This window comes from Ruminococcus sp. AM42-11, assembly GCF_003480145.1.
Taxonomy (GTDB): Bacteria; Bacillota; Clostridia; order Lachnospirales; family Lachnospiraceae; genus Blautia_A; species Blautia_A faecis.
Window position 1 is genome coordinate 1 of sequence record NZ_QUIO01000040.1, and the last position, 25,343, is coordinate 25,343.

Annotated in this window: 22 protein-coding genes, 1 rRNA gene and 1 pseudogene; 21 read left to right on the forward strand and 3 right to left on the reverse strand. The window is 44.7% G+C overall.

Annotation, left to right across the window (positions count from 1 at the left end):
- The 21 genes and pseudogenes from DW904_RS18145 to DW904_RS18250 form a co-directional block, all read left to right on the forward strand.
- Positions 1–158: ribosomal RNA gene (locus tag DW904_RS18145) — 23S ribosomal RNA — on the forward strand; the annotation flags it as partial.
- Between the two features lie 248 nt (positions 159–406).
- Positions 407–1,369 (forward strand): glycosyltransferase family 2 protein, encoded by a 963-nt coding sequence (locus DW904_RS18150; RefSeq protein ID WP_118583340.1) that lies wholly within the window; start codon positions 407–409, stop codon positions 1,367–1,369.
- Positions 1,353–1,769: a GtrA family protein gene (locus DW904_RS18155; protein WP_118583342.1), complete on the forward strand. Its 417-nt coding sequence runs from the start codon at positions 1,353–1,355 to the stop codon at positions 1,767–1,769. Before DW904_RS18150 ends, DW904_RS18155 begins: the two co-directional genes overlap by 17 nt.
- Positions 1,766–2,818, forward strand: coding sequence for a nicotinate-nucleotide--dimethylbenzimidazole phosphoribosyltransferase (gene cobT / locus DW904_RS18160; protein ID WP_118583344.1), 1,053 nt, complete (start codon positions 1,766–1,768; stop codon positions 2,816–2,818). Before DW904_RS18155 ends, cobT begins: the two co-directional genes overlap by 4 nt.
- 1 nt (position 2,819) lies before the next feature.
- Positions 2,820–3,362 carry a bifunctional adenosylcobinamide kinase/adenosylcobinamide-phosphate guanylyltransferase gene (locus DW904_RS18165; RefSeq protein ID WP_118583346.1) on the forward strand — a complete coding sequence of 181 codons (543 nt, stop codon included), beginning with the start codon at positions 2,820–2,822 and terminating at the stop codon, positions 3,360–3,362.
- Complete coding sequence (cobS, locus tag DW904_RS18170) at positions 3,349–4,113, forward strand: adenosylcobinamide-GDP ribazoletransferase (protein WP_330590186.1); 765 nt, start codon at positions 3,349–3,351, stop codon at positions 4,111–4,113. The genes DW904_RS18165 and cobS overlap by 14 nt, the downstream gene beginning before the upstream one ends.
- A 48-nt stretch (positions 4,114–4,161) precedes the next feature.
- Positions 4,162–4,229, forward strand: a pseudogene (locus tag DW904_RS25955) (DUF6783 domain-containing protein); the annotation flags it as partial.
- 73 nt (positions 4,230–4,302) lie between these two features.
- Positions 4,303–4,683, forward strand: coding sequence for a bifunctional adenosylcobinamide kinase/adenosylcobinamide-phosphate guanylyltransferase (locus tag DW904_RS18180; protein WP_118583350.1), 381 nt, complete (start codon positions 4,303–4,305; stop codon positions 4,681–4,683).
- Positions 4,676–5,269 carry a histidine phosphatase family protein gene (locus tag DW904_RS18185; RefSeq protein ID WP_118583352.1) on the forward strand — a complete coding sequence of 198 codons (594 nt, stop codon included), beginning with the start codon at positions 4,676–4,678 and terminating at the stop codon, positions 5,267–5,269. The genes DW904_RS18180 and DW904_RS18185 overlap by 8 nt, the downstream gene beginning before the upstream one ends.
- 379 nt (positions 5,270–5,648) lie before the next feature.
- On the forward strand, positions 5,649–6,986 hold the full coding sequence (gene ssnA, locus DW904_RS18190) for a putative aminohydrolase SsnA (RefSeq protein WP_118583354.1): 1,338 nt from the start codon (positions 5,649–5,651) through the stop codon (positions 6,984–6,986).
- Positions 6,987–6,988: 2 nt separating this feature from the next.
- Complete coding sequence (gene ygfK / locus DW904_RS18195) at positions 6,989–9,988, forward strand: putative selenate reductase subunit YgfK (RefSeq protein WP_118583356.1); 3,000 nt, start codon at positions 6,989–6,991, stop codon at positions 9,986–9,988.
- A 220-nt stretch (positions 9,989–10,208) separates the two neighbouring features.
- The gene (gene xdh, locus DW904_RS18200; RefSeq protein ID WP_118583358.1) at positions 10,209–12,791 is read left to right on the forward strand and encodes a selenium-dependent xanthine dehydrogenase; all 2,583 of its coding nucleotides are present in this window, start codon (positions 10,209–10,211) and stop codon (positions 12,789–12,791) included.
- A 3-nt stretch (positions 12,792–12,794) separates the two neighbouring features.
- Positions 12,795–13,286: a 4Fe-4S binding protein gene (locus DW904_RS18205; protein WP_118583360.1), complete on the forward strand. Its 492-nt coding sequence runs from the start codon at positions 12,795–12,797 to the stop codon at positions 13,284–13,286.
- Positions 13,287–13,678: 392 nt separating this feature from the next.
- The gene (gene xdhA, locus DW904_RS18210) at positions 13,679–15,952 is read left to right on the forward strand and encodes a xanthine dehydrogenase subunit XdhA (RefSeq protein ID WP_118583398.1); all 2,274 of its coding nucleotides are present in this window, start codon (positions 13,679–13,681) and stop codon (positions 15,950–15,952) included.
- Positions 15,953–15,969: 17 nt separating this feature from the next.
- Positions 15,970–16,956, forward strand: a complete 987-nt coding sequence (gene xdhB, locus DW904_RS18215) for a xanthine dehydrogenase subunit XdhB (protein ID WP_118583362.1) — start codon at positions 15,970–15,972, stop codon at positions 16,954–16,956.
- Positions 16,953–17,444 carry a xanthine dehydrogenase subunit XdhC gene (xdhC, locus tag DW904_RS18220; protein ID WP_118583364.1) on the forward strand — a complete coding sequence of 164 codons (492 nt, stop codon included), beginning with the start codon at positions 16,953–16,955 and terminating at the stop codon, positions 17,442–17,444. Before xdhB ends, xdhC begins: the two co-directional genes overlap by 4 nt.
- Before the next feature lie 376 nt (positions 17,445–17,820).
- Complete coding sequence (yqeB, locus tag DW904_RS18225) at positions 17,821–18,642, forward strand: selenium-dependent molybdenum cofactor biosynthesis protein YqeB (protein WP_118583366.1); 822 nt, start codon at positions 17,821–17,823, stop codon at positions 18,640–18,642.
- Between the two features lie 148 nt (positions 18,643–18,790).
- Positions 18,791–19,570, forward strand: coding sequence for a selenium cofactor biosynthesis protein YqeC (gene yqeC, locus DW904_RS18230; RefSeq protein WP_118583368.1), 780 nt, complete (start codon positions 18,791–18,793; stop codon positions 19,568–19,570).
- A complete protein-coding gene (locus DW904_RS25960) occupies positions 19,512–19,934 on the forward strand; it encodes an NTP transferase domain-containing protein (RefSeq protein ID WP_118583370.1) in 423 nt (140 codons plus the stop codon). Before yqeC ends, DW904_RS25960 begins: the two co-directional genes overlap by 59 nt.
- Before the next feature lie 647 nt (positions 19,935–20,581).
- Positions 20,582–20,881, forward strand: coding sequence for a BMC domain-containing protein (locus DW904_RS18245; RefSeq protein ID WP_118583374.1), 300 nt, complete (start codon positions 20,582–20,584; stop codon positions 20,879–20,881).
- A gap of 91 nt (positions 20,882–20,972) precedes the next feature.
- Positions 20,973–21,191 (forward strand): BMC domain-containing protein, encoded by a 219-nt coding sequence (locus DW904_RS18250; RefSeq protein ID WP_347562203.1) that lies wholly within the window; start codon positions 20,973–20,975, stop codon positions 21,189–21,191.
- Positions 21,192–21,313: 122 nt separating this feature from the next.
- Here DW904_RS18250 and arcC read toward each other — a convergent pair whose 3' ends face one another.
- The 3 genes from arcC to DW904_RS18265 form a co-directional block, all read right to left on the reverse strand.
- On the reverse strand, positions 21,314–22,261 hold the full coding sequence (gene arcC, locus DW904_RS18255; protein ID WP_264295017.1) for a carbamate kinase: 948 nt from the start codon (positions 22,259–22,261) through the stop codon (positions 21,314–21,316).
- Between the two features lie 287 nt (positions 22,262–22,548).
- A complete protein-coding gene (gene ygeW / locus DW904_RS18260; RefSeq protein ID WP_118583376.1) occupies positions 22,549–23,742 on the reverse strand; it encodes a knotted carbamoyltransferase YgeW in 1,194 nt (397 codons plus the stop codon).
- Between the two features lie 256 nt (positions 23,743–23,998).
- Positions 23,999–25,309, reverse strand: a complete 1,311-nt coding sequence (locus DW904_RS18265) for a YgeY family selenium metabolism-linked hydrolase (RefSeq protein WP_118583378.1) — start codon at positions 25,307–25,309, stop codon at positions 23,999–24,001.
- Positions 25,310–25,343: the final 34 nt, after the last annotated feature.

Genomic DNA, 25,343 nt, shown 5'->3' on the forward strand with positions numbered 1-25,343 from the left:
AAACGCTGAAGGCATCTAAGCGTGAAGCCCCCCTCAAGATGAGATGTCCCATTCGAAAGAAGTAAACCCCCTTGAAGACGACGAGGTAGATAGGGCAGGGGTGGAAGTGCAGTAATGCATGGAGCTGACTGTTACTAATAGGGTGAGGGCTTGACCAACAATCGCAAGGTTAAAAAATGATTCCATTAGGATGTAACATGTATGTAGTTTTGAAGGTACAGAACGGAAACGGTAGCCGGTTGGTTATCGTTTTTTTGTTATTAAATTCTGAAGAATATCAATTAAGGTTGCCTGCCCACTGGATTTGTAATATAATGGGAACGTTGAAAAATCGAAAAGAATAAGATCTGCTGTCACGTTTTAAACATAAATATACAAGGCTGTCAGCAGAGAAGAGGATGAAAAAATGAGCAGATTATCAGTGGTTTTGCCAGCTTATAACGAAGAACTGATGGTAGGAAAAACCTGTCGTGTTCTTCATGAAGTATTAGCAGAAGCCGGCATTTCCTACGAACTAGTTGTTGTTGACGATGGCTCAAAAGACAAAACCTGGGAAGAAATCACCAAAGCCGGAGAAAAAGATGGAAATGTTCTTGGCGTTCATTTTTCCAGAAATTTCGGAAAAGAAGCAGCAGTATATGCAGGAATGGCCCAGGCTACAGGAGATGTGGTGGCAGTTATGGATTGTGATCTGCAGCACCCGCCGGAAACTTTGATTTCCATGTACCATCTCTGGGAGCAGGGATGGGAAGTAATCGAAGGCGTAAAGAAATCAAGAGGAACGGAAAGTCTGCTTCACAAAGAGAGCGCTGGCTTTTTCTATGGAATCATGTCCAAGGCTACAGGTGTGAATATGCAGAATGCTTCGGATTTCAAAATGATGGACAGGAAAGCAGTGAATAGTATTCTTTCTATGCCAGAACGAAATATGTTTTTCCGTGCGACCTCATCCTGGGTGGGATTTAAGACCACTTATGTGGAATTTGAGGTGCGGGACAGAGAAGCTGGACAGTCTAAGTGGTCTACCTGGTCCTTGATAAAATATGCGTTTACCAATATTGTGGCTTTTACTACAGCACCGCTGCAATTTGTAACGGTCGTAGGAGGGGCATGCTTTGGATGCTCCCTGATTTTGATTATTTATTCGCTGGTACAATTTTTTGCCGGTAGAGCGGTAGAGGGATATACAACTACCCTTATCGTTCTTTTGCTTATTGGAAGCGCTATTATGCTCAGTCTTGGAATCATCGGCTATTATATTGCAAAAATATACGAAGAAGTAAAACGGCGTCCACGTTATATCATTTCCCAGATTCTTCGTGGAAAAGAGGATGTCTATCAGGAGGTAAACCATGACTGCTCTCATTAAGAAACTGTATGCCAGTGATGTGGTACGTTATGTGTTTTTTGGAGGATGTACTACACTGGTGAATTTGGTGAGCTTTTTTCTTCTGCGCCAGGCAGGAGTTCAAAGAGATCTTGCAAATGTGATCTCGATTATTCTGGCAATTCTTTTTGCTTATGTGGTAAATTCTAAATTTGTTTTTCAGGACAAATGTGAGACTTTGAAAGACCATATCCGTCCATTCTGCAAATTTGTCGGAGCGAGAGGTGTAACAATGGCGATCGAAGTAGCAGGCGTATGGTTCTTTGCAGAGATCATACACATGAATGATATGGCCGGCAAATTTATCACCCAGTTTGTAGTTCTGGCATTAAATTACATATTCAGTAAATTCCTGGTATTTACCAGCGGGAGGAAATCATGACATTAGAAGAAACACTTAAACAGATAAAGCCTCTGAATGAGGAAAAAATGAAAACAGCCAGAAGACGATGGGATAGCATCGCCAAGCCTCTCCATTCCCTTGGAAAAATGGAAGATCTGATTACGCAGATCGTTGGAATTACAGGGGAAGAGAAAGTGGATCTTGGAAAAAAGGCTCTTGTTGCCATGTGTGCAGACAATGGCGTGGTAGAAGAGGGGGTTACCCAGACAGGACAGGAAGTCACTGCAATTGTAGCAGATAATTTTGTAAAAGAAACCACTACCGCATGTGTAATGTGCCACCAGTGTGGAGTGGATGTAAAGCCAGTAGATGTGGGAATGGTAAGAGATACTACAGCACGTACAGATCTGAAAGTTATGTATGGAACCCGCAATATGACGAAAGGTCCGGCTATGACAAGAGACGAAGCCATAAAGGGAATTGAAGCAGGAATTGCTATGGTAGAAGAACTGAAGGCTCAGGGTTATCGTCTTTTTGCAACTGGTGAGATGGGAATTGGAAATACCACAACCAGCAGTGCAGTTGCATCTGTGCTTCTGGGGCAACCTGTGGAAACCATGACTGGCCGTGGTGCAGGACTTTCCAGCGATGGGCTTACCCGCAAGATTCAGGCGATTAAGAAAGCCATTGATTTAAATAAGCCGGATGCAAAAGATTCCATAGACGTGCTTGCAAAAGTTGGAGGTCTTGATATCGCAGGAATGGCAGGTGTGTATCTTGGTGGAGCTGCATTACAGATTCCGGTTCTTATTGACGGTTTTATTTCCGGAGTTGCCGCACTTGTAGCAGCCAGACTTTGCCCGGAGGCAGCGGATTATATGATCGCCAGTCATGTGTCCAAAGAACCGGCAGCATATCTTGTTCTGGATGAGCTTGGAAAAGAAGCTGTGCTTCATGCTGACATGTGTCTTGGGGAAGGCACTGGAGCCATTGCCCTTTGTCCGTTTCTTGATATGGGAGCTACTCTTTACAATACATTAAGTACATTTGATGATATTCACGTGGACCAGTACGAGGAGCTGAATTAATATGATGACAGTCGTGACCGGAGGAAGCGGAAGCGGAAAATCTGCTTTTGCAGAAGATAAAATAGTATCTTTTGGACCGGCAAAAAGAATCTATATTGCAACCATGCATCCATATGACGAGGAAAGTCATAAGCGTGTGGCACGTCATCGGAAAATGCGTGCAGGAAAAGGATTCGAGACAGTTGAATGCTATACCGGATTGAAGAATCTGGATTTCCCGGAAAATGCTGTGGTTCTTCTGGAATGTATGTCCAATCTTGCCGCTAATGAGATGTTTGAGGAAAAAGGGGCTGGTGAAAAAACTGTGGAAGCCGTTTTGGAAGGCATAAAAAAGTTGAGTAGCCAGGTACGTCATCTGGTGATTGTCACGAATGAGATTTTTTCCGAAGCAGCCAGTTATGAGGGCGATACCATCCGCTATCAGGAATATCTGGGGATAATCAATCAAAACATTGGAAAAATGGCTGATGAGGTGGTTGAAGTAGTATATGGGATTCCAATCTGGCATAAAGGAGGAAAAATCATTGAAAATGCTGTGGAATAATTTTAAAGTGGCATTTGCCATGTATTCAAAAATCCCTATGCCAATGGCAGACTGGAACAAGGAGAATATGAAATATACATTCTGTTTTTTTCCTTTTATCGGCCTGGTAATTGGAGCGCTTTCTTATCTGGTAGGATGGGCAGGCGGAAAATTTGGATTTAATCCGTCTTTTGTCTCAGCAGTTCTTGTACTGGTTCCGGTAATGGTGACAGGTGGAATCCATGTAGATGGTCTTCTGGATACTTCGGATGCATTAAGCTCCTGGCAGGAAAGGGAGAGACGTCTTGAAATTCTGAAAGATTCCCATGCCGGTGCATTTGCGGTTATTACAGCCTGTGCTTTTTTTCTGATATGGTATGGAGCTTACAGTCAGTTGTGGACGGACAGGCGGGCACTTTTGATTATGGCTCTCGGATTTATGGTTTCCAGATGTTTGTCCGGAATCAGTGTCATGATGTTTCCAAAGGCACGTAAAGATGGAACTGTAGCAGAATTTTCCAGAAAAGCAGAAGATATGATCGTGCGAAATGTGCTGATCGTCTATCTTGGAATTCTGCTGGCGGTGATGATATGGATCCAGCCTGTGATGGGCATTCTGGCATTTGGAACTGCAGTACTTGTTTTCCTTTATTATCATTATAAAGCAATGAAATATTTTGGCGGGATTACAGGTGACCTGGCAGGATATTTTCTGTGCCTTTGTGAGGTGGGAATGGCTGTTGTACTGGCTGTTGTTTCTGTATTTATCTAGACGTGTCTGAAAAATCATTCCCGCAATCTGCACGCCCCACTTTGCGGTATATTTTGCCCGAATTCGGTTGTCGTAGCCCGCTACGCGCCCTCATCCGGGCAAAATCTCCCACAAATTGTGACGTACATCTTGCAGAAAGTCTTTTACAGACACGCTCCGGGAACTGGGAAAAAAGGAGAAATTGTAACAATGGAAATGATCATTGGAGGTGCTTTTCAGGGAAAGAGCACATATGCAAAAGCACATCATCCTGATGTCTGCTGGAAAAAGGGAGCCGATCTGGAAAAAGAAGAGCTTATGAATGCAGAGGGCGTCCTTGATTTTCAGGAGTATATCAAAAAAGAATTAAAAGCAGACAAAGATGTGGCCAGACTGGCAGAAGAATTATGGGAGAAAAATCCGGATATCATTCTGGTAAGTCAGGAAGTAGGATACGGCGTTGTCCCCATGGATGCTTTTGACCGGAAATACCGGGAGGCAGTGGGAAGAGTCTGTACGGATCTCGCATCAAAAAGCAAAAAGGTAATACGTGTAGTATGTGGAATTGGGACGGTGATCAAAAATGCTTAAACTTATTCTGATTCGTCATGGGGAAACCCAGGGGAATAAGTTAAAAAGATATATAGGAAAAAGAACGGATGAACCTCTTTGTCCGGAGGCTGGGAATATGCTGGCGCAGCTTGCTTATCCGGAAGTACAGGCAGTTTATGCAAGTCCTATGATCCGCTGTACCCAGACAGCAGGAATCCTTTTTCCCGGAAAAAAGCTGAATATTATTGATGAGCTTGCAGAATGTGATTTTGGAGAATTTGAAAATAAAAATTATCAGGAACTGGACGGAAATGAACATTACCAGTCCTGGATCGATTCTGGTGGACTATTGCCATTTCCGGGAGGAGAGAGCAGAGAGGAATTTAAAAGACGCAATGTGACCGGCTTCCAGAAAGCTGTAAATGGTTGTCTCCGTAATGGGATTTCTTTGGCAGCACTTGTGGTGCATGGCGGTACGATCATGAATGTTATGGAAGAATATGCAGACGAAGACCGCTCTTTTTATGACTGGCATGTGCAGAATGGCAAAGGCTATGAGGTGGAAATTGATCCTGAATTATGGAAAAAGGGCCGGAAATTCTTGCATGTGATCCGGGAGTTATAAAGATACATATACGAATAATGCAGATGGAAAATCAGCTATGGATTAGAGCGTGTTTGAAAAATCCATTAATAGAGAGAACAAGGCAGTTTGTTTAATTGACAGACTGCCTTGTTTTCATGTTTATGCAGACTGCGGCAAAATCTCCCTCGAATTGTGACGTACAGCTTGTAGAAAGCATTTTCAAACATGCCCTAGAGCCTGTTTTGTCTGTGCTCAGTTAGTTTGTCTGAACAAAAATTTTGAGAAAGCCAAAAATATTTTTAGATTTCCTATTGAAATTTATATGGGAATGTGTTACATTATCTGTATAAAATATCCTAAAAAATGTTGAATTGTGCTTTTTGATTCAACAATTTTAACAAGTAAAGGAGGATGCCATATGCTTATTATTGGTAATGGAAGAATGATCACACGGGACGCATCCAAGGCATTTATAGAGAACGGCGCAGTTGCAATGGATGGTAACACCATAGTTATGGTGGGGACTACAGATGAGGTGAAAAAAGCATATCCAGATGGAGAATTTGTAGATGCCAGAGGCGGAGTTATCATGCCTGCATTTATCAATACCCATGAGCATATCTACAGCTCTTTTGCCAGAGGTCTGAGTATTAAAGGATATAATCCCAAGGGCTTTCTGGATATTCTGGATGGACAGTGGTGGACCATTGACCGTCATCTTACCCTGGAGCAGACCAGACTTTCTGCGATGGCTACTTACATCGACAGTATCCGGAATGGTGTAACGACTGTATTTGATCACCACGCAAGCTTTGGACATATTACCGGTTCCCTCAGTGCTATTGAATCAGCAGCTAAGGATCTTGGTGTCCGTACCTGCCTTTGCTATGAAATTTCCGACCGTGACGGCATGGACAAGTCCAGAGAATCTGTAATGGAGAATGTGAACTTTATCAAACACGCACTTGCAGATGACAGCGACATGATCGCTGCTATGATGGGTATGCATGCATCTTTCACTATTTCCGATGAGACCATGGAATTGTGTAACGAACTGAAGCCAGATGGTGTTGGCTATCATATTCATGTTGCAGAGGGAATCTATGACCTTCATCAGTGCCTGAAGGAGCACAGCAAACGAATTGTAGACAGACTTTACGATTGGAATATTCTTGGGCCGAAGACGCTTCTGGGACATTGTATTTATATTAACGAGCATGAGATGGATTTAATTAAAGAGACTGACACCATGGTTGTCCACAATCCGGAATCCAATATGGGAAATGCCTGCGGATGTCCGCCTACCATGGAATTGGTACATAAGGGAATCGTTACGGGACTTGGAACTGATGGATACACCCACGATATGCTGGAATCCTGGAAGGTTGCCAATATCCTTCACAAGCATCATCTCTGCGATCCAAATGCTGCATGGGGTGAGGTTCCCAAGATGCTCTTTGAGAACAATGCAATTATTGCCAACCGCTACTTTAAGAAACCACTTGGTGTTCTGAAAGAGGGGGCAGCTGCCGATGTGATCGTAATGGATTACAACCCGCTTACACCTATGAGAGCAGACAATGTAAACGGACATCTTCTGTTTGGAACTACAGGACATGACGTTGTGACTACTGTATGTAACGGCAAGGTTCTTATGAAAGACAGGGAAGTGCTGGTTTGTGACGTAGATAAGGTTATGGCTGACTGCCGTCAGTCTGCACAGGAACTGGCTGACGATATTAACGGAGGAAAATAAATATGAGCGATATTATGACATGTATGCCTTTCGGGCAGCTGATGGACTGGGTCCTTCAGGAGAAAAAAGGGCAGGACACTGTATTTGGGGTACATCGCCCATACACAGCAGATCCGAAGAATGATATGACTATTTTTACCAGAAACCTGGAGACACCAGTGGGACCGGCAGCAGGTCCCCATACCCAGCTGGCACAGAATATCATCGCTTCTTATTATGCAGGAGCCCGTTTTTTTGAGCTGAAGACAGTTCAGAAGATGGATGGCGCAGAGCTTTCAGCATGTGTGAATAAACCGTGCATTCTTGCAGATGATGAGGGATATAACTGCGAATGGTCAACTGAGCTGACTGTTCCGGACGCGATGGGCGAGTACATCAAGGCATGGTTTATCCTTCATGTGATCGCAAAAGAATTCGGCCTGGGTGCACAGGATGGGTTCCAGTTTAATATTTCCGTAGGATATGATCTTGCAGGAATTAAGGGAGACAAGGTCAATACCTTTATTGACGGAATGATGGAAGCAAAGGACACTGTTATTTTCCAGGAATGCAGAAAATGGCTTTTGGACAATGCTGACAAGTTCCAGAACTTTACCAGAGAAGACATCGAAGCAATCCCATCCAATGTCTGTAATTCTGCTACGATCTCCACACTGCATGGATGTCCTCCACAGGAGATTGAGAGCATTGCAAATTATCTGCTTACAGAGAAACATCTGAATACCTTTGTAAAGTGCAACCCGACCCTTCTTGGCTATGATTTTGCAAGAAAGACCATGGATGAGATGGGATATGATTATATGGTATTCGGCGATTTCCATTTCAGAGACGATTTGCAGTATGAGGATGCAGTCCCCATGCTTACACGTCTGATGAAATTATCCGAAGAACTGGGTCTGGAATTTGGTGTAAAGATTACCAATACGTTCCCGGTTGATGTTACCCGAAATGAGCTTCCAAGTGAAGAAATGTACATGTCCGGCAAAGCTTTGTTCCCGCTGTCCATTTCCCTTGCAGCCAAACTTTCTGCTGAATTCGCAGGAAAACTTCGAATTTCCTATTCCGGAGGTGCAGATTATTACAATATTGACAAAATTGTGGGATGCGGTATCTGGCCTGTAACCATGGCTACCACCCTTTTGAAGACAGGCGGCTATCAGAGATTTACCCAGGTAGCGGATAAGGTGGAAGGAATCTGCCCGAAGAAATGGGAAGGAATCGATGTGGATGCACTGAAGAAGCTGGCAGCAGATGCTATTACTGATGGGCATCATGTGAAGAACATTAAGCCGGTTCCGAACAGAAAGAGCACAAAAGAAGTTCCTCTTCTGGACTGCTTCTATGCACCGTGTTCTGAAGGATGTCCAATCCATCAGGATATTCCACAGTATGTAGCACTGACTGGTGAGGGTAAATATAAAGAAGCACTTGAAGTGATCCTTGAGAAAAATGCCCTGCCATTTATTACAGGTACCTTATGTGCACACAACTGTATGACCAAATGTACCCGTAATTTCTACGAAGAATCCGTAAATATCCGTGGCACCAAGCTGACAGCAGCAGAGCATGGCTATGAGCAGCTGATCGGTGAGATCAAGGCTGGCGAGCCAAACGGTAAGAAGGTCGCCGTAGTTGGTGGCGGTCCTGCAGGTATTGCAGCTGCTTACTTCCTTGCAAGAGAGGGCGCAGCAGTTACCATTTTTGAAAAAGAAGAGAAAGCCGGCGGTGTGATCCGTTACGTGATACCTGGATTCCGTATTGGAGACGACGCCATTGACAAAGATATTTCTTTCATCCAGAAGATGGGTGTAGAGATCCGCACAAATACAGAGATCACTTCTGTGGCAGATCTGAAAGCACAGGGCTATGATGCTGTGATCCTGGCAATTGGAGCTGGCAAGCCTGGCACTTTGAAACTGGAAAAAGGTGAGACCGTTAACGCTCTGAAGTTTCTTCGTGATTTCAAGGCAAATGATGGTAAGCTGAATATTGGCAAAAATGTAGTTGTAATCGGCGGCGGAAACACTGCTATGGACACTGCAAGAGCTGCGAAACGCACAGAAGGTGTAGAGCATGTTTATCTTGTATACAGAAGAACCAAGCGCTATATGCCAGCTGCAGAGGATGAGCTTCTGGAAGTTCTGGAGGAGGGCGTTGAGTTTAAGGAACTTCTTTCTCCGGTAAGTCTTGATGGCGGCAGACTGCTCTGCAAGAAGATGAAGCTCGGCCAGATGGATGCTTCCGGACGTGCAGGTGTAACCGAGACTGCAGATGTGGTAGAGGTTCCGGCTGACACCGTGATCGTAGCTGTTGGAGAAAAGATTGATACCGATTTCTACACTGCCAACCAGATCGCAGTGGATGAAAGAGGAAAAGCAAAGGTCAACGATAAAACTCTTGAAACCAGCGTGAGTGGTGTCTATGTTGCCGGAGACGGCGCCAGAGGCGCAGCAACCATCGTAGAGGGAATCCGGGATGCACAGCTGGCAGTGAAAGATATTCTTGGCAAAGAGATTACCAGAGATGCAGCTGTGACAGGTGATGTGAAAGACTGTTTCGAAAAGAAAGGTATCCTGAAGCACAGCAAAGAGGCGAAGACAGAGGAAGAGAGATGTCTTACCTGTAACAAAGTCTGTGAGAACTGTGTAGATGTGTGCCCGAACCGTGCCAATATTTCCATCAAGGTTCCTGGAATGGCTATGAATCAGGTGATTCACGTAGATTATATGTGTAATGAGTGCGGCAACTGTAAGAGCTTCTGCCCATACGCAAGTGCACCATACAAGGATAAATTTACTCTGTTTGCAAATGAGAAAGACATGGCAGACAGTAAGAACGATGGTTTTGTTGTTCTGGATAAAGAGAATAAGACCTGTAAGGTCAGATTTGTAGGCCAGATCACAGACTGCAAGGCAGACGATCCGGCAGATAAACTGTATGACGGTTTGAAGAAGCTGATCTGTGCAGTGATCGATGATTATGGATATCTGATAACTAAATAAAGTAATGGAAAATACTGTCCACAGCTTTTTAAGGGCTGTGGACAGTATCTATATTTTGACAGGCAGCGAGCCGAAGTATGTTCATGCATAAGATCTTGGTGACTGCTGCGATAATTTGGGAAACCTTCAGAATGTGTTTCTCATAGTTCACTGTGAAAGTTTAGGAGCGCAGTTAAAAGCATCTGACTTTCATGGGGGGGAGTAGAAAGGAGAGTCCAACATGGCAGTATTTACAGTCAATGGCCAGAGGGTAGAGACGAAAAAAAATCAAAAGCTGCTCAGATTTCTCCGTGATGAGTTACATCTGACTTCTGTAAAAGATGGTTGTAGTGAGGGTGCCTGTGGAGCCTGTACAGTGATTATCGATGGCAGAACCTGTAAGGCCTGTGTGCCGGATACAGATCTGCTGGATGGCAGAAATATCATTACAGTAGAAGGTCTGACAGAGTGGGAAGAAAAGGTATATACGTATGCATACGGAAAGGCTGGTGCCGTACAGTGCGGCTTTTGCATTCCTGGCATGGTAATGTGCACGAAAGCTCTTCTGGATGTGAATAAAGAGCCCACTGATGAAGAAATCAAATATGCCTTGCGTAACAATTATTGCCGTTGTACCGGATATGTAAAAATTATAGATGCAGTACGGATCGCTGCTAAAGTTATGCAGGAGGGGACACTTCCGGAAGAAATTAACAACGACTGGCATATTGGCTCCCGTGTAGCAAGAATCGATGTTGGGGAAAAGGTTCTTGGTACCGGAAAATATCCAGACGATTTTTACCTGGATGGTATGCTTTATGGATCAGCACTGAGAAGTAAATATCCGCGTGCAAGGGTGCTTTCCATTGATAAGACCAAAGCACTGGCACTTCCTGGGGTAGAGGCAGTTGTTACGGCGGAAGATATTCCAGGAGAGAATAAAATCGGACATTTGAAGCATGATCAGTATACCTTGATTCCCATAGGAGGGATTACCCATTATCTGGGAGATGCCATTGCACTTGTGGCAGCCCGGGATAAAGAGACTGCGGATAAGGCAGCGAAGCTGATCCAGGTTGAGTATGAGGTGCTTCCTCACATTCATACGATTGAAGAGGCAGCGAAACCAGATGCACCAAAGGTATTTGATGAGGAAGAGAACAATATCTGTGCATATAAACATATCAGCCGGGGAAATGCAGCAGAGGCTATAAAAAATTCCAAATATGTGATTTCCCATCATTTTGAGACACCATGGACGGAACACGCATTTCTGGAACCGGAATGTGCTGTGTCTTTTTATGATGAAGACGGAGATGTTTTTGTATATTCCACAGACCAGTCAGCACACCAGACGCTGCACGAATGCAGCTTAGTTCTTGGTACAGACAAAGTAAAGGTACAGAATGCGCTGGTAGGCGGCGGATTTGGTGGTAAGGAAGACATGACCGTGCAGCATTTAAGTGCGCTTCTTACTTATGTGACGAAGAAACCGGTTAAGATGAAGCTTACAAGAGCAGAATCCCTGCTGGTTCATCCTAAGCGCCATCCTTTTTATATGGATATGACCATGGGCTGTGATGAAAATGGAAATATCATGGGAGTAAAGGCAAAGGTTGCCGCGGATACAGGTGCATTCGCATCTCTTGGCGGTCCGGTTCTGGAGCGCGCATGTACCCATGCAGCAGGTCCTTATCACTACGAAAACTTTGAAATTGAGGGAACAGCTTACTATACCAATAATCCGCCGGCAGGAGCATTTCGCGGATTCGGAGTTACCCAGACCTGTTTTGCGACAGAGACACTTCTGAATATGATGGCAGATAAGGTGGGAATCACTCCCTGGGAAATTCGTTACCGCAATGCGATCCGGCCCTGGGAGACGCTTCCAAATGGTCAGATTGTTGACGCTTCCACAGGTCTTGTGGAGACCTTAGAAGCAGTACAGCCGAAATATGAAGCTGCGTTGGCAGCAGGAAAAGCGGTTGGCATTGGCTGCGCCATGAAGAATGCAGGTGTTGGTGTTGGAATTCCGGACACTGGCCGCGTGAAACTGATTTATGAAGAGGATAAGAAGCTTCACATCTACTCAGGAGCTTCCTGCATTGGACAGGGGCTTGGCACAGTACTGACCCAGATGATCGTGAGTAATACAGATATAAAAAGAGAGGATATCATTTACGAGCGCAGCAATACCTGGATTTCACCAGATTCCGGAACTACATCCGGTTCCAGACAGACATTGATCACCGGTGAGGCCTGCAGAAGAGCCTGTGAGAAATTGATGGAGGATAAAAAAGCAGGATTAAGCGTAGAAGATATGATCGGTAAGGTTTATTATGCAGAATATCTTGCGAAGACCGATCCTCTTGGTGCAAATGTGCCCAATCCGGTTTCCCATGTGGCTTATGGATATGCTACCCAGGTTTGTATTTTGGATTCCAAGACTGGTAAGATTGAAGAGATAGTTGCTGCTCATGATGTGGGAAAAGCGGTAAATCCTTTGTCCTGTGAGGGGCAGATCGAGGGCGGTGTGGTAATGTCCATAGGATTTGCCCTGCGGGAAAAATATCCCATTGATGAGAACTGTAAACCTATTTCCAAGTATGGTTCTTTAGGCCTTTTCCGCGCACATGAGATTCCGGAGATCGATGCCATTGTTATCGACAAGCCAGGTCTTAAGGTTGCCTGCGGTGCTATTGGTATTGGAGAAATTACATCCATTCCCACAGCACCCGCAATAGCAGATGCCTATTTCCGAAGAGATGGTGTAAGGCGTTACAGCCTTCCTCTTAGTGAAACACCATATGAAAGGAAGGGATGAGAGATGGCAGTAAAGAAGAAATTTCCGTATCGGTCAGCTGTTGTGGCATGTAACGGGGGATGCAGGGTTACAGCAGGGGACAATGGATGCAAAGATGGATGTATTGGCTGTGGTGCCTGTGTGGAGAAATGTAAATTTGGCGCCGTTTCCCTGAATGAGTATGGCGTGGCGGAAATAGATGAAGAAAAATGTATCGGCTGCGGGGCATGTGGGAAGGTATGTCCACAGAAGATCATTCATGTCCATGAATGTGCCAATTGGATCGTAGTAAAATGCTCAAATAAGAGTAAAGGGGCAGAGGCAAAAAAACAGTGTGAAGTCAGCTGTATTGGCTGTGGAATCTGTGAGAAGACCTGTACGGCCGGGGCAATCCAGGTTACAGATAACTGTGCAATGATAGAAGAGTCTGTCTGCTTGAGCTGTGGAATGTGCGCAGTGAAGTGTCCAAGACATGCGATTTACGATCTGCGGGGGATTTATACGGCAAAAAATTAGAGAAGCGATTATGGCAGTTACGCAATATTCCATGGTGAAATATACCGCAAAGCAGGCATGAAGATTGAGGGAATGATTTTCCAGACATGCCCCAGGCTGATAGAACTTCAAATTTGCAGAAATTTCAAAATTATACAGATAAAACAGCTAAATTATTTATAAAATTATTGCAAAACACCGGTGAAATATGATAAAATAATTTTGCATTGAAAGAATATTTTGTACAATATTTTTTAGGTTGAGACGGAAAGAGAAGAAGCATAAGGGGCCGACGATCAGTTCAAAGAAGAACCGTAAACTTGTTTTTTGAACGGCGTCGGCCATTCCTTTATGAGGGGGTAAAGGGCGGATTGGAGGCATCCGCTGCAAAAAATATAAAGAAGGTGAAGCATATGATTGGAAAGAGTGTTCCAAGAGTAGACGCTTATGAGAAAGTGACAGGACGTGCGAAATTTACAGATGACCTGATCCTGAATAAGTGTCTGGTAGCCAGGGTTTATCATGCAAAGATCGGAAACGGCGTGGTAAGATCCATTGATACCAGCGAAGCAGAGGCTCTGGACGGCGTAGTAAAGGTAGTTACCTTTAAGGACGTACCGAATCATTGTTATCCAACCCCAGGACATCCCTGGTCCGTGGAGCTTGCTCATCAGGATGTGGCAGACCGTAATCTGCTCACCGGACGAGTACGGTATTATGGCGATGATATTGCAGCTGTAGTAGCTGAGGACGAAGTGACAGCTTCCAGGGCATTGAAGCTGATCAAAGTAGAATATGAGGAATATCCGGTGGTCGTGAGCCCGAAGATTTCCATGCGTGGAACGGAGCATCCCATTCATCTTGACAAGAAGGATAACATTCTGGCAAGATCCAGCTTTGCGATCGGAGATGTGGACAGCGCAATGGAGAAGGCTGCCGTGAAGCTGAAAAGAAGCTATAAGACACCTATTGTCCAGCACTGCCATATTGAGAATAATATTTCTTACGCCTATATGGAAAAGGGAAGGATCGTGGTGGTTTCTTCCACACAGATTCCACATATTGTACGCCGTATTGTTGGCCAGGCACTTGGAATCCCCTGGGGGCAGGTACGTGTGATCAAGCCTTATGTAGGCGGTGGTTTTGGCAACAAGCAGGAGGTGCTTTATGAACCTCTGAATGCATTTCTCACCATGCAGGTGGGCGGTCGCCCTGTGAAGATCGAGCTTACACGTGAGGAGACCTTTACCAATACCAGAACCCGTCACTCCATTGAATATGACATGGAAGCAGGCGTAGATGCAGAAGGACATCTTCTTGCAAAAGAGATGACTACCTATTCCAATCAGGGAGCTTATGCATCCCACGGACATGCCATAGCAGCCAATGGTCTGACAGCCAGCAGACTTCAGTATGCATGTCCAAATATCCGAGGAGAAGCATATACCGTCTATACCAACTGTCCTACAGCAGGGGCGATGAGAGGATATGGTATTCCTCAGGTTTGCTTTGCCACAGAGAGCTTTATGGATGATATTGCTTATGAAATCGGTATGGATCCGCTGGAATTCCGCAGAAAAAATCTGATCCATGGCTATTATGAAGATGCCTATCTGAAGCCAATCGCAGCGAATACCAACGGTATTTTTGAGTGCCTGGAAAAAGGAGCAGAGTATATTCACTGGGATGAGAAACGGAAAGCATATCAGAACCAGACTGGCGATATCCGGCGTGGAGTTGGTATGGCACTGTTTTCCTATAAGACTGGTGTATGGCCAATTTCTCTGGAGATTGCAGGTGCAAGGCTGTCTCTGAATCAGGATGGAAGTGTACAGCTGCAGGTTGGTGCTACAGAGATTGGACAGGGCGCGGATACTGTATTTTCCCAGATGGCAGCAGAGACCTTACATATGGATATTTCCAGGGTACATATTGTAACCCAGCAGGATACAGATGTGACGCCTTTTGATACAGGTGCGTATGCTTCCAGACAGTCCTTTGTCACAGGTACAGCTGTGAAGGAATGTGCGCAGCAGCTGAAGCAGAAGATCTTAGAATATGCCAGAACACTGGTTCCAGGTAATGTGGACCGGCTGGAACTGGAGGATGGTTATATTCTGGCAGATGGCAAGCCTGCGATTTCCCTTGAGGATCTGGCCATGGAGAGCTATTACAGTCTGAGTAATTCTTCTGTCCTTACAGCAGAGGTTTCCAGACAGGTGAAGAAGAATACAGTTGCCAGCGGCTGTTGTTTTGCGGAAGTAGAAGTAGATATGAAACTTGGTAAGATCAAGGTTCTGGATATTGTGAATGTTCATGACAGTGGAACCCTTTTGAATCCGCAGCTTGCAGCAATGCAGGTTCATGGCGGTATGTTCATGGGAATCGGTTATGGAGTTTCTGAGCAGCTTCTTATTGATGAGAAAACAGGAAGACCATTAAATGGGACTTTACTGGATTATAAAATGATGACAATGATGGATACTCCGGATCTGACTGCTGAGTTTGTAGAACTGAACGATCCAATGGGACCATATGGAAATAAAGCCCTTGGCGAGCCTCCTGCAATTCCAAGTGCACCGGCCATCCGGAATGCTGTGCTTCATGCAACTGGCATCGGCTTTTCCGAGATTCCTCTGACACCGCAAAGACTGATAGACGGTTTTACAAAGGCCGGACTGATCTGAGAAAGGGGGCATGAGGAATGTATGATATTGAAAATTATTATAATGCAGAGACCATTAAGGAAGCGGTAACTCTTCTGAAGGAGCATCCGGATGCAAGGGTGATTTCCGGGGGAAGTGATGTGCTGATCAAGATCCGTGAGGGCAAAATGGCCGGTACATCTTTAGTGAGCATTCGTGATATTAAGGAAATCAAGGGAGTCCGGCTGATGGAGTCTGGTGATATTTATATTGGTGCAGGAACTACTTTTTCCCATGTGACGAATGATCCAGTCATTCAGAAGCTGATTCCGGTTCTGGGGGAAGCAGTAGATCAGGTTGGCGGACCCCAAGTCCGTAATATTGGGACTATTGGCGGAAATGTCTGCAATGGTGCGGTCAGTGCGGACAGTGCACCTACACTTTTTTCGCTGAATGCCATGCTGCGGATCGCAGATGGAACTGGTGGACGGATGGTTCCCATCAGGGATTTTTATCTGGGACCTGGTAAGGTGGATCTGCATCAGGGAGATGTGCTCACCCACATTGTGATCCCTGGGAAGGATTATCAGGGATATCATGGATTTTATATTAAGTATTCCATGCGAAATGCAATGGATATTGCGACCCTGAGCTGTAGTGTAGTCAGCAGAATCAATCCTCTGAAAAAGGTTCTGGAGGATGTAAGAATCACCTTTGGTGTAGCTGCACCCGTGCCGTATCGGTGTGCGAAGACGGAAGAGGCGCTGAGGGGTATGGAAATTGGCGAAGAGCTGTATCAGAAGGTGGAAGAGCTGGTAAGGGAAGAAATCAATCCCAGAGATTCCTGGCGAGCTTCTAAGGCGTTCCGACTGCAGATTGGCGGAGAAATCGCGAAACGCGCGCTGAAAGAGAGTGTTCGCAGGGGAATGGTGACGGGAGTTGTAGTGCCGGATGTCCGGACAACTTCAGGCGAAAATATGAGTTCAAATGGGGAAATTTATCCTTCATCTGATACTAAGAATGTAACAGGAGGTGAGCAGTCATGAAAAAGGATATGCGGCTGGTACAGTGTACTGTAAACGGAAAAGAGGTAGCTGAGTATGTGGACGTGAGAGAATCCCTTCTTGACATGCTGCGAAACCGCCTTGGGCTTACCTCTGTAAAGAAAGGCTGTGAAGTAGGTGAATGCGGTGCCTGCACTGTAATCATTGACGGCGAGACCATTGATTCCTGTATTTATCTGGCAGTCTGGGCTGAGGGAAAGAATATCCGCACCCTGGAAGGTCTTGAGAAAAACGGCGAACTTACCAGGATTCAGGAAGCTTTTATTGAGGAAGGCGCCATCCAGTGCGGATTCTGCACACCAGGCTTTGTTATGTCTGCTACAGTGCTTCTTGAGCGGGGCGAAAAGCTTACGAGAGATGCCATCCGCAAGCATATGGCAGGAAACCTTTGCCGCTGTACAGGGTATGAGAATATTGTGAATGCAGTGGAGAAGGTGAATAAGGAGAATATGACAGCTGAGGGTAAATAATTTAAGTGCTGTTGTTGTTACTGTTTACTGGTGACATTTCGCGAGGTGTTTTTTGTGAACATAGTTCACAGAAAACCCGAGAAGTGCGGCGCGAAATCATGCGAATGCATGATTTCTGTGCATCGCGAAGCATGTTGCTGTGAACGGAGTGAACAGTAATCTACTGTTTGTGGGTTCTATATTAAAAATGTATTTTATACTATACTGTAAATGGAAAAAGTGTTATAATATTAATTATAAAACAATATTGTTATGAAATTGACTAAATTAAATAAAAATGGCTAACATGTATCAATATTGTTATAATACAAAAAATATCAGAGGGCGGGGACTTCCCCGCCTTTTCTAAAATATTAAAAATGGGCAGGAAAAAAGTATGAGTGACAAGTGTATAATAGTCCGCGGCGGCGGAGACCTGGCAAGCGGCGTGATCCACAGACTGCATCGCTGTGGCTATCGTGTACTGATCTTAGAATGTGAAAAACCAAGTGCGATCCGCAGAAAGGTAGCGTTTTGCGAAGCTGTGTATGATGGGACAGCAGCAGTAGAAGGGATTCTTTGCAGAAGAATAGATTCTCTGGAAGAATGCGAGCAAGTCTGGCAAGCAGGGGAAATTCCACTTATGGTCGATCCGGCAGGCGATTGTATGATTGAACTTTCTGCGCAAGGCAAGGTAGCTGCTCTGGTAGATGCAATTCTTGCAAAGAGAAATCTTGGAACTTCAAGAAATATGGCACCTCTTACAATTGGTCTGGGACCAGGCTTTTTTGCCGGGGAAGACGTGGATTACGTTGTGGAAACCATGCGAGGTCACGATCTTGCCAGAATCATTACTGAGGGTCCGGCAATTCCAAATACGGGTGTCCCCGGAATGGTAGGCGGTGTCAGCAAAGAACGTGTGATCCACTCCCCGGGGACCGGCAGAATCCATAATATGGCCCATATTGCCGATATTGTAGAGAAAGGACAGATTCTTGCCTACGTGGGAGAAACACCTGTAGAAGCCTCTATAACAGGCGTATTAAGGGGAATTATAAAGGAAGGCTACAATGTTCCTGTTGGAATGAAAATCGCCGATATCGACCCCAGAAAAGAAGAGAAGAAGAACTGCTTTACCATTTCGGATAAGGCCAGATGTATTGCTGGAAGTGTGGTGGAGATTTTGCTCAGTGAGGGTGTATTGCCAAACACGCTCTAGATCCTGTTTGGTCACATTGCATTTATTAACATGTTTTCGCTTGGGGAATGTTATGAAGCCTATGTACTTTTTATAGAATTGTTTTTTATGGTTACGAAGTCAGGCAATGAATCATTGCATGAAAATAATTGGCGTGAAGGAGGTCAGGATGAAAAGATACGGTTATTTTCTGGACTTATTAAAACTTGATATAGAGAAATACCCAGTGATCGCTGTAGTCGGTGGTGGTGGAAAGACAAGTCTGATTTACCGCCTGAATGAAGAATTACAGGCTTTGGGTAAAAAAGTGATTATTTCCACAACCACCCATATGGCATATGATCCCATGCTGCCTCTGGTAAAGAGCACTTGCATTGAGCGCGTCCCGGAAATATTAAAGGAACACGGCTTTGCAGCAGTTGCCGATATTGAAGAAACCTCTGGAAAAATGTGTGCCATAGAGGAAGCCGCATTGAAGAAACTGGTTCCATTTTGTGATGTTATGCTGATCGAAGCAGATGGAGCGAAACGAAAACCCTTGAAGGTTCCAGCCGACTGGGAACCGGCAATTCCTGATTTTGCAGACGTAGTAGTAAGTGTGATCGGTCTGGACTGTCTTGGCAAACCCATCTGCGAGACCGCCCACCGTGCCGAATACACCAGCTCTTTTCTTGAAAAAAATCTGGAAGCACCTGTTACCGCAGAAGACATAGAAAAAATAGCAACCTCTGTTCACGGTTTGTATAAAAATGTAGACCATAAAGTTTACCGTGTATATTTAAATAAAGCAGACATATTGCCCGATTCTTCTCCGGCAGAGCATATAGTAGAAGACCTGGCAAAGCAAGGCACAATAGCTGCATATGGCAGTTTAAGAGAGGCAGAAAATTATGAAGATTGCATTGATCATGCTGGCAGCTGGAAACAGTCGGCGGTTTGGAAGCAATAAGCTTTTATATGAGATCGAAGGGAAGCCCATGTACCGGCATATTCTGGAGAAGCTGATGATCGTGGCAGAATGGCTTGAAGAAACAGAGTGTATTGAAAAAGTGGAATGCGGTGAACATTTGGAAAAGCAGAATGAGGAAGGCTATAAAGAAGAACATATAGAATGCAATAAAGTAATTGCACCTCTTGGTGAAATAAAGGGGAAATTATTTAAACAGAGAGAGTGCTATAAAAGAATAACAGTAGTCACTCAGTATGAAGAAATAGAGCAGGCCGCAAGATCCATGGGTGTAAACGTATACATCAACCCTCATCCGGACGAGGGAATCTCCTCCTCCCTGAAAATCGGCTTAAAAGCAACTTAGACGTTGATGCCTGCCTTTTCACCGTTTCCGACCAGCCCTGGCTCACCATCGCCACAATTCGCCAGCTCATCACCCTCCTAAAAACATCAGGCAAAGGAATCGCCTGTGTCTCCTGCGAAGGAAAACTTGGAAACCCCTGCATTTTTACCCAAAAATACTACGACTTCCTGCTCTCTATCAACGGAGATAAAGGTGGTAAAGCTGTGATAACTGCACATAGAGATGATACGGCTGTTTTGAAGGTGAATGATGTGAAGGAACTTACCGATGTGGATGTTAAATATTGAGTACCCGATATTTGTGTAGCTGGTTTGTAAGAAAATGTCGATGCAAGATTGGTTAAGAAGAGTAACAGACTGGAAATTCTTAAATTTACTATTTATAAAGAAAACGGCAAGGTATTATCCTAAATCCGTAAAAAGTGTACGAGTAAAAATATAAAATGTGGGATTTTGTTGTATTTTGTGCATTTGTGTGAGATTCCAGCCAGAAATTACTTGTAATTATGATAGAAACAAGGTATACTAATGGAAAAGAAAGCAGTCGGGAGAAGTATTTTTATTTCTGCTTGCAAGAAGAGTTCCGTGAGCGTTTTACGTGAACAAAGTGAGCAGTACCCCATTTTCCCGTCTTACAAGGAGGAAAAAATGGCAGATAACTATGATGGCATGGCAGTTGGGGTGTTTGAACTGGATAACCTGGTAGCCTGCTTTGTGGCTCTTGATGCAGCATCCAAGGCTGCAAATGTAAAGATCCAGAGCGTAGAGAGAAACCGACTGAAAAGTGGAGCCTGTGTAAAAATGCGCGGCAGTGTTTCCGATGTAAATGCAGCTATGGAAGTGGCATTGGAGACTGCGAAGCCCCTTGGTAAAATCGTTTCCCATACGGTAATTGCATCCCCCACAGCAGACACGGAAACAGCACTTAAGATGACCATTAACAAATAGAACATGTCAGGAGGAAATAGAAGATGTCTTATGGAGCATTAGGATTGGTAGAGGTTCTGGGGAGCTGCAATGCAGTAGTTGTCCTTGACAGATGCTGAAAACATCAGATGTAGAATTCCGTACCTGGCATACCAAGTGCGGAGGTCATGCAACTGTATTTTTAAGCGGTGATGTAGCCGCAGTGAAGGCTGCGGTAGATGCGGTGAAAGAGAATCCGCCTTGTGAAATCGTGGCAGCAGCCGTGATTTCAGCACCATCAGAAGAAACATCGCGACTGGTGGAAGAAGAGGAAGAGAAACATCATAAATGATTTTTCAAACACGCTCTGGCGTATAAAAAGGGTATGGTGTAAACCATACCCTGCTAAATAATCTAAGTGAGCTTTGAGGTCAAATTTCTATTATTGGTGACTCTATCAGTCCCAAACACTTCTTACAAATGAATCTGTGTCCCCGTCTTTCCCATAATACCATCTTTGGCTTTTTCCAACAGGGTGATCATAGCTGTACGGCCGGTGCCGGAGCTTGCAAAGTCTACGCAGGCCTGAACCTTCGGCAGCATAGATCCAGCGGCAAACTGGCCTTCTTCAATGTATTTTCTGGCCTGGGAAACGGTAAGATCGTCCAGCCATTCCTCATTTTCTTTGCCAAAATTAACGGCAACTTTTTCCACAGCAGTCAGAATGATCAGCATATCTGCATCCAGCTGCTTTGCAAGCAGGCAGCTTGCGAAATCTTTGTCAATGACTGCGGAAGCACCTTTTAGATGGTGGCCTTCTAAGGTTACCGGGATTCCACCCCCGCCACAGCAGATGACGATCTTGTTGGCATCTACAAGACTGCTGATGGCATCCTGCTCTACGATTTCCACTGGCTTGGGAGAAGCAACCACACGGCGGTAGCCGCGGCCTGCATCTTCTTTCATAACATGTCCGTAGGCTTTTGCCTGGAAATCAGCTTCTTCCTTGGTAAGGAATTTACCAATTGGTTTGCTTGGATTTTCAAATGCAGGATCCTCAGGATCTACACGAACCTGTGTGACAACGGTGACAACCGGTGTACGCATGAAGCCACGTTTGCGAAGCTCTTCACGGAGCGCGTTCTGAAGGTCATAGCCAATGTAAGCCTGGCTCATAGCTACACAGACAGAGAGCGGAGTGTTTGGCTGTGCCTGATCTTCGTGGGTAAGAGCAGTCATAGCGTTGTTGATCATACCTACCTGTGGTCCGTTTCCGTGAACCACAACTACCTGGTGACCTTCCTCAATAAGGTCGCAGAGCGCCTTTGCAGTAGATTTTACTGCTATCATCTGTTCTGGAAGTGTATTTCCAAGTGCGTTGCCGCCAAGGGCAACCACGATACGTTTTCTTTTATATATCATAAAAACCTCCTCTGATAAATATTTAGGAAGGAGTAAACCAGAGTTTGTTAAAAAAATCATTCCTGCGAAGTGCGATAAATATTCCGCAGAAAGCCTGTGTGGGCGATACTCTAATATAACCACTTCTATAAATATTATCGTAAACAATCTATAAAATAGCAATTTGATAGTTACTGGTCGCGGAGTGAACAGTAACATTTGATATACTAAAAATATATCAAGTATAAGAAATACCATCAAAAATGAGAACAAAAAAGGGCTGTATTCCTACAGCCCCCTGAAAAGCATTATTCCATAATTCTCGGAGCAGCCTTTACTTCCAGTTTTTTCAGGATATCCTGTGGATTTTCAAATTTGGAGAGCATGATCATTGCTGCAATTACATATGGTTTGAAGCTTGCTTCTTTATAAAGCGGGATACGGTAACGGTCAAATACGCTTGCATCAACCTCACCGGTCTCACAGCTTACGCCTGTAATATCAGCTGGCAGACAGTGCAGGTAAAGCGCTTTGCCGTCCTTGGTAGTCTTCATAAGCTCTTCTGTGCAAGCCCAGTCTTTGTGCTCTGCGTTCTGAGCAAGAAGCTCTTTCTCCAGTTTATCGATTCCGTCGAAGTCGCCTTCACCATAGAGGTTGGTACGTTTTTCCATTGCTGCAAATGGAGCCCAGCTCTTTGGATAAACGATATCGGCATCTTTGAATGCTTCTTCCATGCTGTTTGTCTTTGTGAAAGAACCGCCGGACTTCTCAGCATTTTTCTTGGCAATTTCCTCAACCTCTGGCATTACATCGTATCCTTCCGGATGCGCCAGAACAACGTCCATACCGAAACGTGTCATAAGTCCGATGACACCCTGTGGAACGGAGAGTGGTTTACCATAGGAAGGAGAGTAAGCCCATGTCATAGCAAGCTTTTTGCCTTTCAGATTCTCGACACCGCCGAATTCGTGGATGATGTGAAGCATATCTGCCATACACTGGGTTGGATGGTCAACGTCACACTGAAGGTTTACAAGAGTAGGTCTCTGCTCAAGAATACCATCTTTATTTCCTTCTGTTACAGCATCCATAAAATCTTTCTGATAAGTATGTCCCTTACCGATATACATATCATCACGGATACCGATTACATCAGCCATGAAGGATACCATGTTGGCTGTCTCACGAACGGTTTCACCGTGTGCAATCTGGGATTTCTTCTCGTCCAGATCCTGTACCTCAAGTCCAAGAAGGTTGCAGGCAGAAGCGAAGGAGAAACGGGTACGTGTGGAGTTGTCACGGAAAATGGAGATTCCCAGACCACTCTCGAATACCTTCGTGGAGATATTGTGCTCTCTCATGAAGCGGAGGGCGTCAGCAACTGTGAAAACAGCCTCCAGCTCCTCGTCTGTTTTATCCCATGTCCAGAAGAAGTCGTTGTTGTACATTTCTTTGAAGTTAAGGCTGTTAAGCTTGTCGATGTAATCCTGTAATGTTTTCATGAATTTTCTCCTTATATAATTAAAATTTATCTGGTACAGAGAATATTAAGAAACCGTCATATTGATTTGTATGATTTTTCAATATTGCGTCAATATCGCAGATACTTAATTTTCGCTGTGCTGGTTATTTGTTAAAAGTACTATGTGTAAAGTGGAGGTATGGAGCAGACACATTGTAACAGCTGTCTGCTCCAAGGGTGTGCAGCTTGCGGAACGTTTACAGTTTCTGTAGTTCTGATAAACAGATATTTCCGGATTATTTACAGTAAGCAGTAGGAAGTGCTGCGTAAACAGCTGCACATCTTACCAGATCATCTTTCCATGTTTTCTCGTTTGGAGCGTGAGCCTGTGCCTCTGCGCCAGGTCCAAATCCGATGCATGGGATTCCGTTACGTCCCATAATGGAAACACCGTTGGTAGAGAATGTCCACTTGTCGGTAAGAGGACGGGCTTTTCTCATAGCTTCTGTCTCAGCATTGCCCATACGCTCTGTGCCATACAGATTGTGGTAAGCTTCCTCAAGAGCAGAAGTAACCTTGTGATCCTTCGGGATTACCCATGTTGGGAAATAGCACTCGATTGGATATACCAGCTCTGTCCAGGATGGACGGGAGTACTCATACATGGAAACCTTAACATCGTCACCATACTTTTTGACAGATGGAAGTGCGCGGATCTCATCCAGGCAGCTCTCCCAGGTCTCACCTGCTGTCATACGACGGTCAAGGGAAACGGCACAGGAGTCGGCAACTGCACAACGGCTTGGGGATGTGAAGAAAATCTCAGAAGTAGTAACCGTACCTCTTCCAAGGAAGTTTGCTTCTTCCCATTCCGGGTTATATTTCTTATCCAGCATTTTTACAAGACCTTTGATCTCGGTCTCATCTGCAGCATCATTTTCATTTAATGCACGAACATCCTGAAGGATGTCAGCCATCTTATAGATTGCGTTGTCGCCACGCTCAGGAGCAGAACCATGGCAGGAAACACCTTTTACATCAATACGGATCTCCATACGTCCGCGCTGTCCACGGTAGATACCGCCGTCTGTAGGCTCTGTGGAAACAACAAATTCCGGACGAACCTTGTCTTCGTTGATGATGTACTGCCAGCAAAGACCATCGCAGTCCTCTTCCTGAACAGTTCCTGTAACAACAACCTGATATTTGTCATTAAGAAGACCAAGATCTTTCATGATCTTAGCACCGTAAACAGCAGATACGATACCACCCATCTGATCAGAAGTTCCACGTCCGCCGATCTCAGTCTCAGTCTCAAATCCTTCATAGGGATCGAATTCCCAGTTGTTTCTGTTTCCGATACCTACAGTATCAATATGTCCGTCGAAACCGATGAGAGTGCTTCCAGTTCCCATATAGCCAAGGATATTTCCCATTGGGTCAATCTCAACTTTATCAAAGCCAAGCTTCTCCATCTCTTCTTTAATACGCATTACATGATCCTTCTCACCGCAGCTCTCGCCTGGAAAATGAACCAGTTCACGAAGAAATTTGGTCATATCTGCTTCATAATTCTGTGCAGCTTCTTTGATTTTGTTATAATCCATAACTTTTTACCTCCGTTTTTTGTAAAAAAGTATC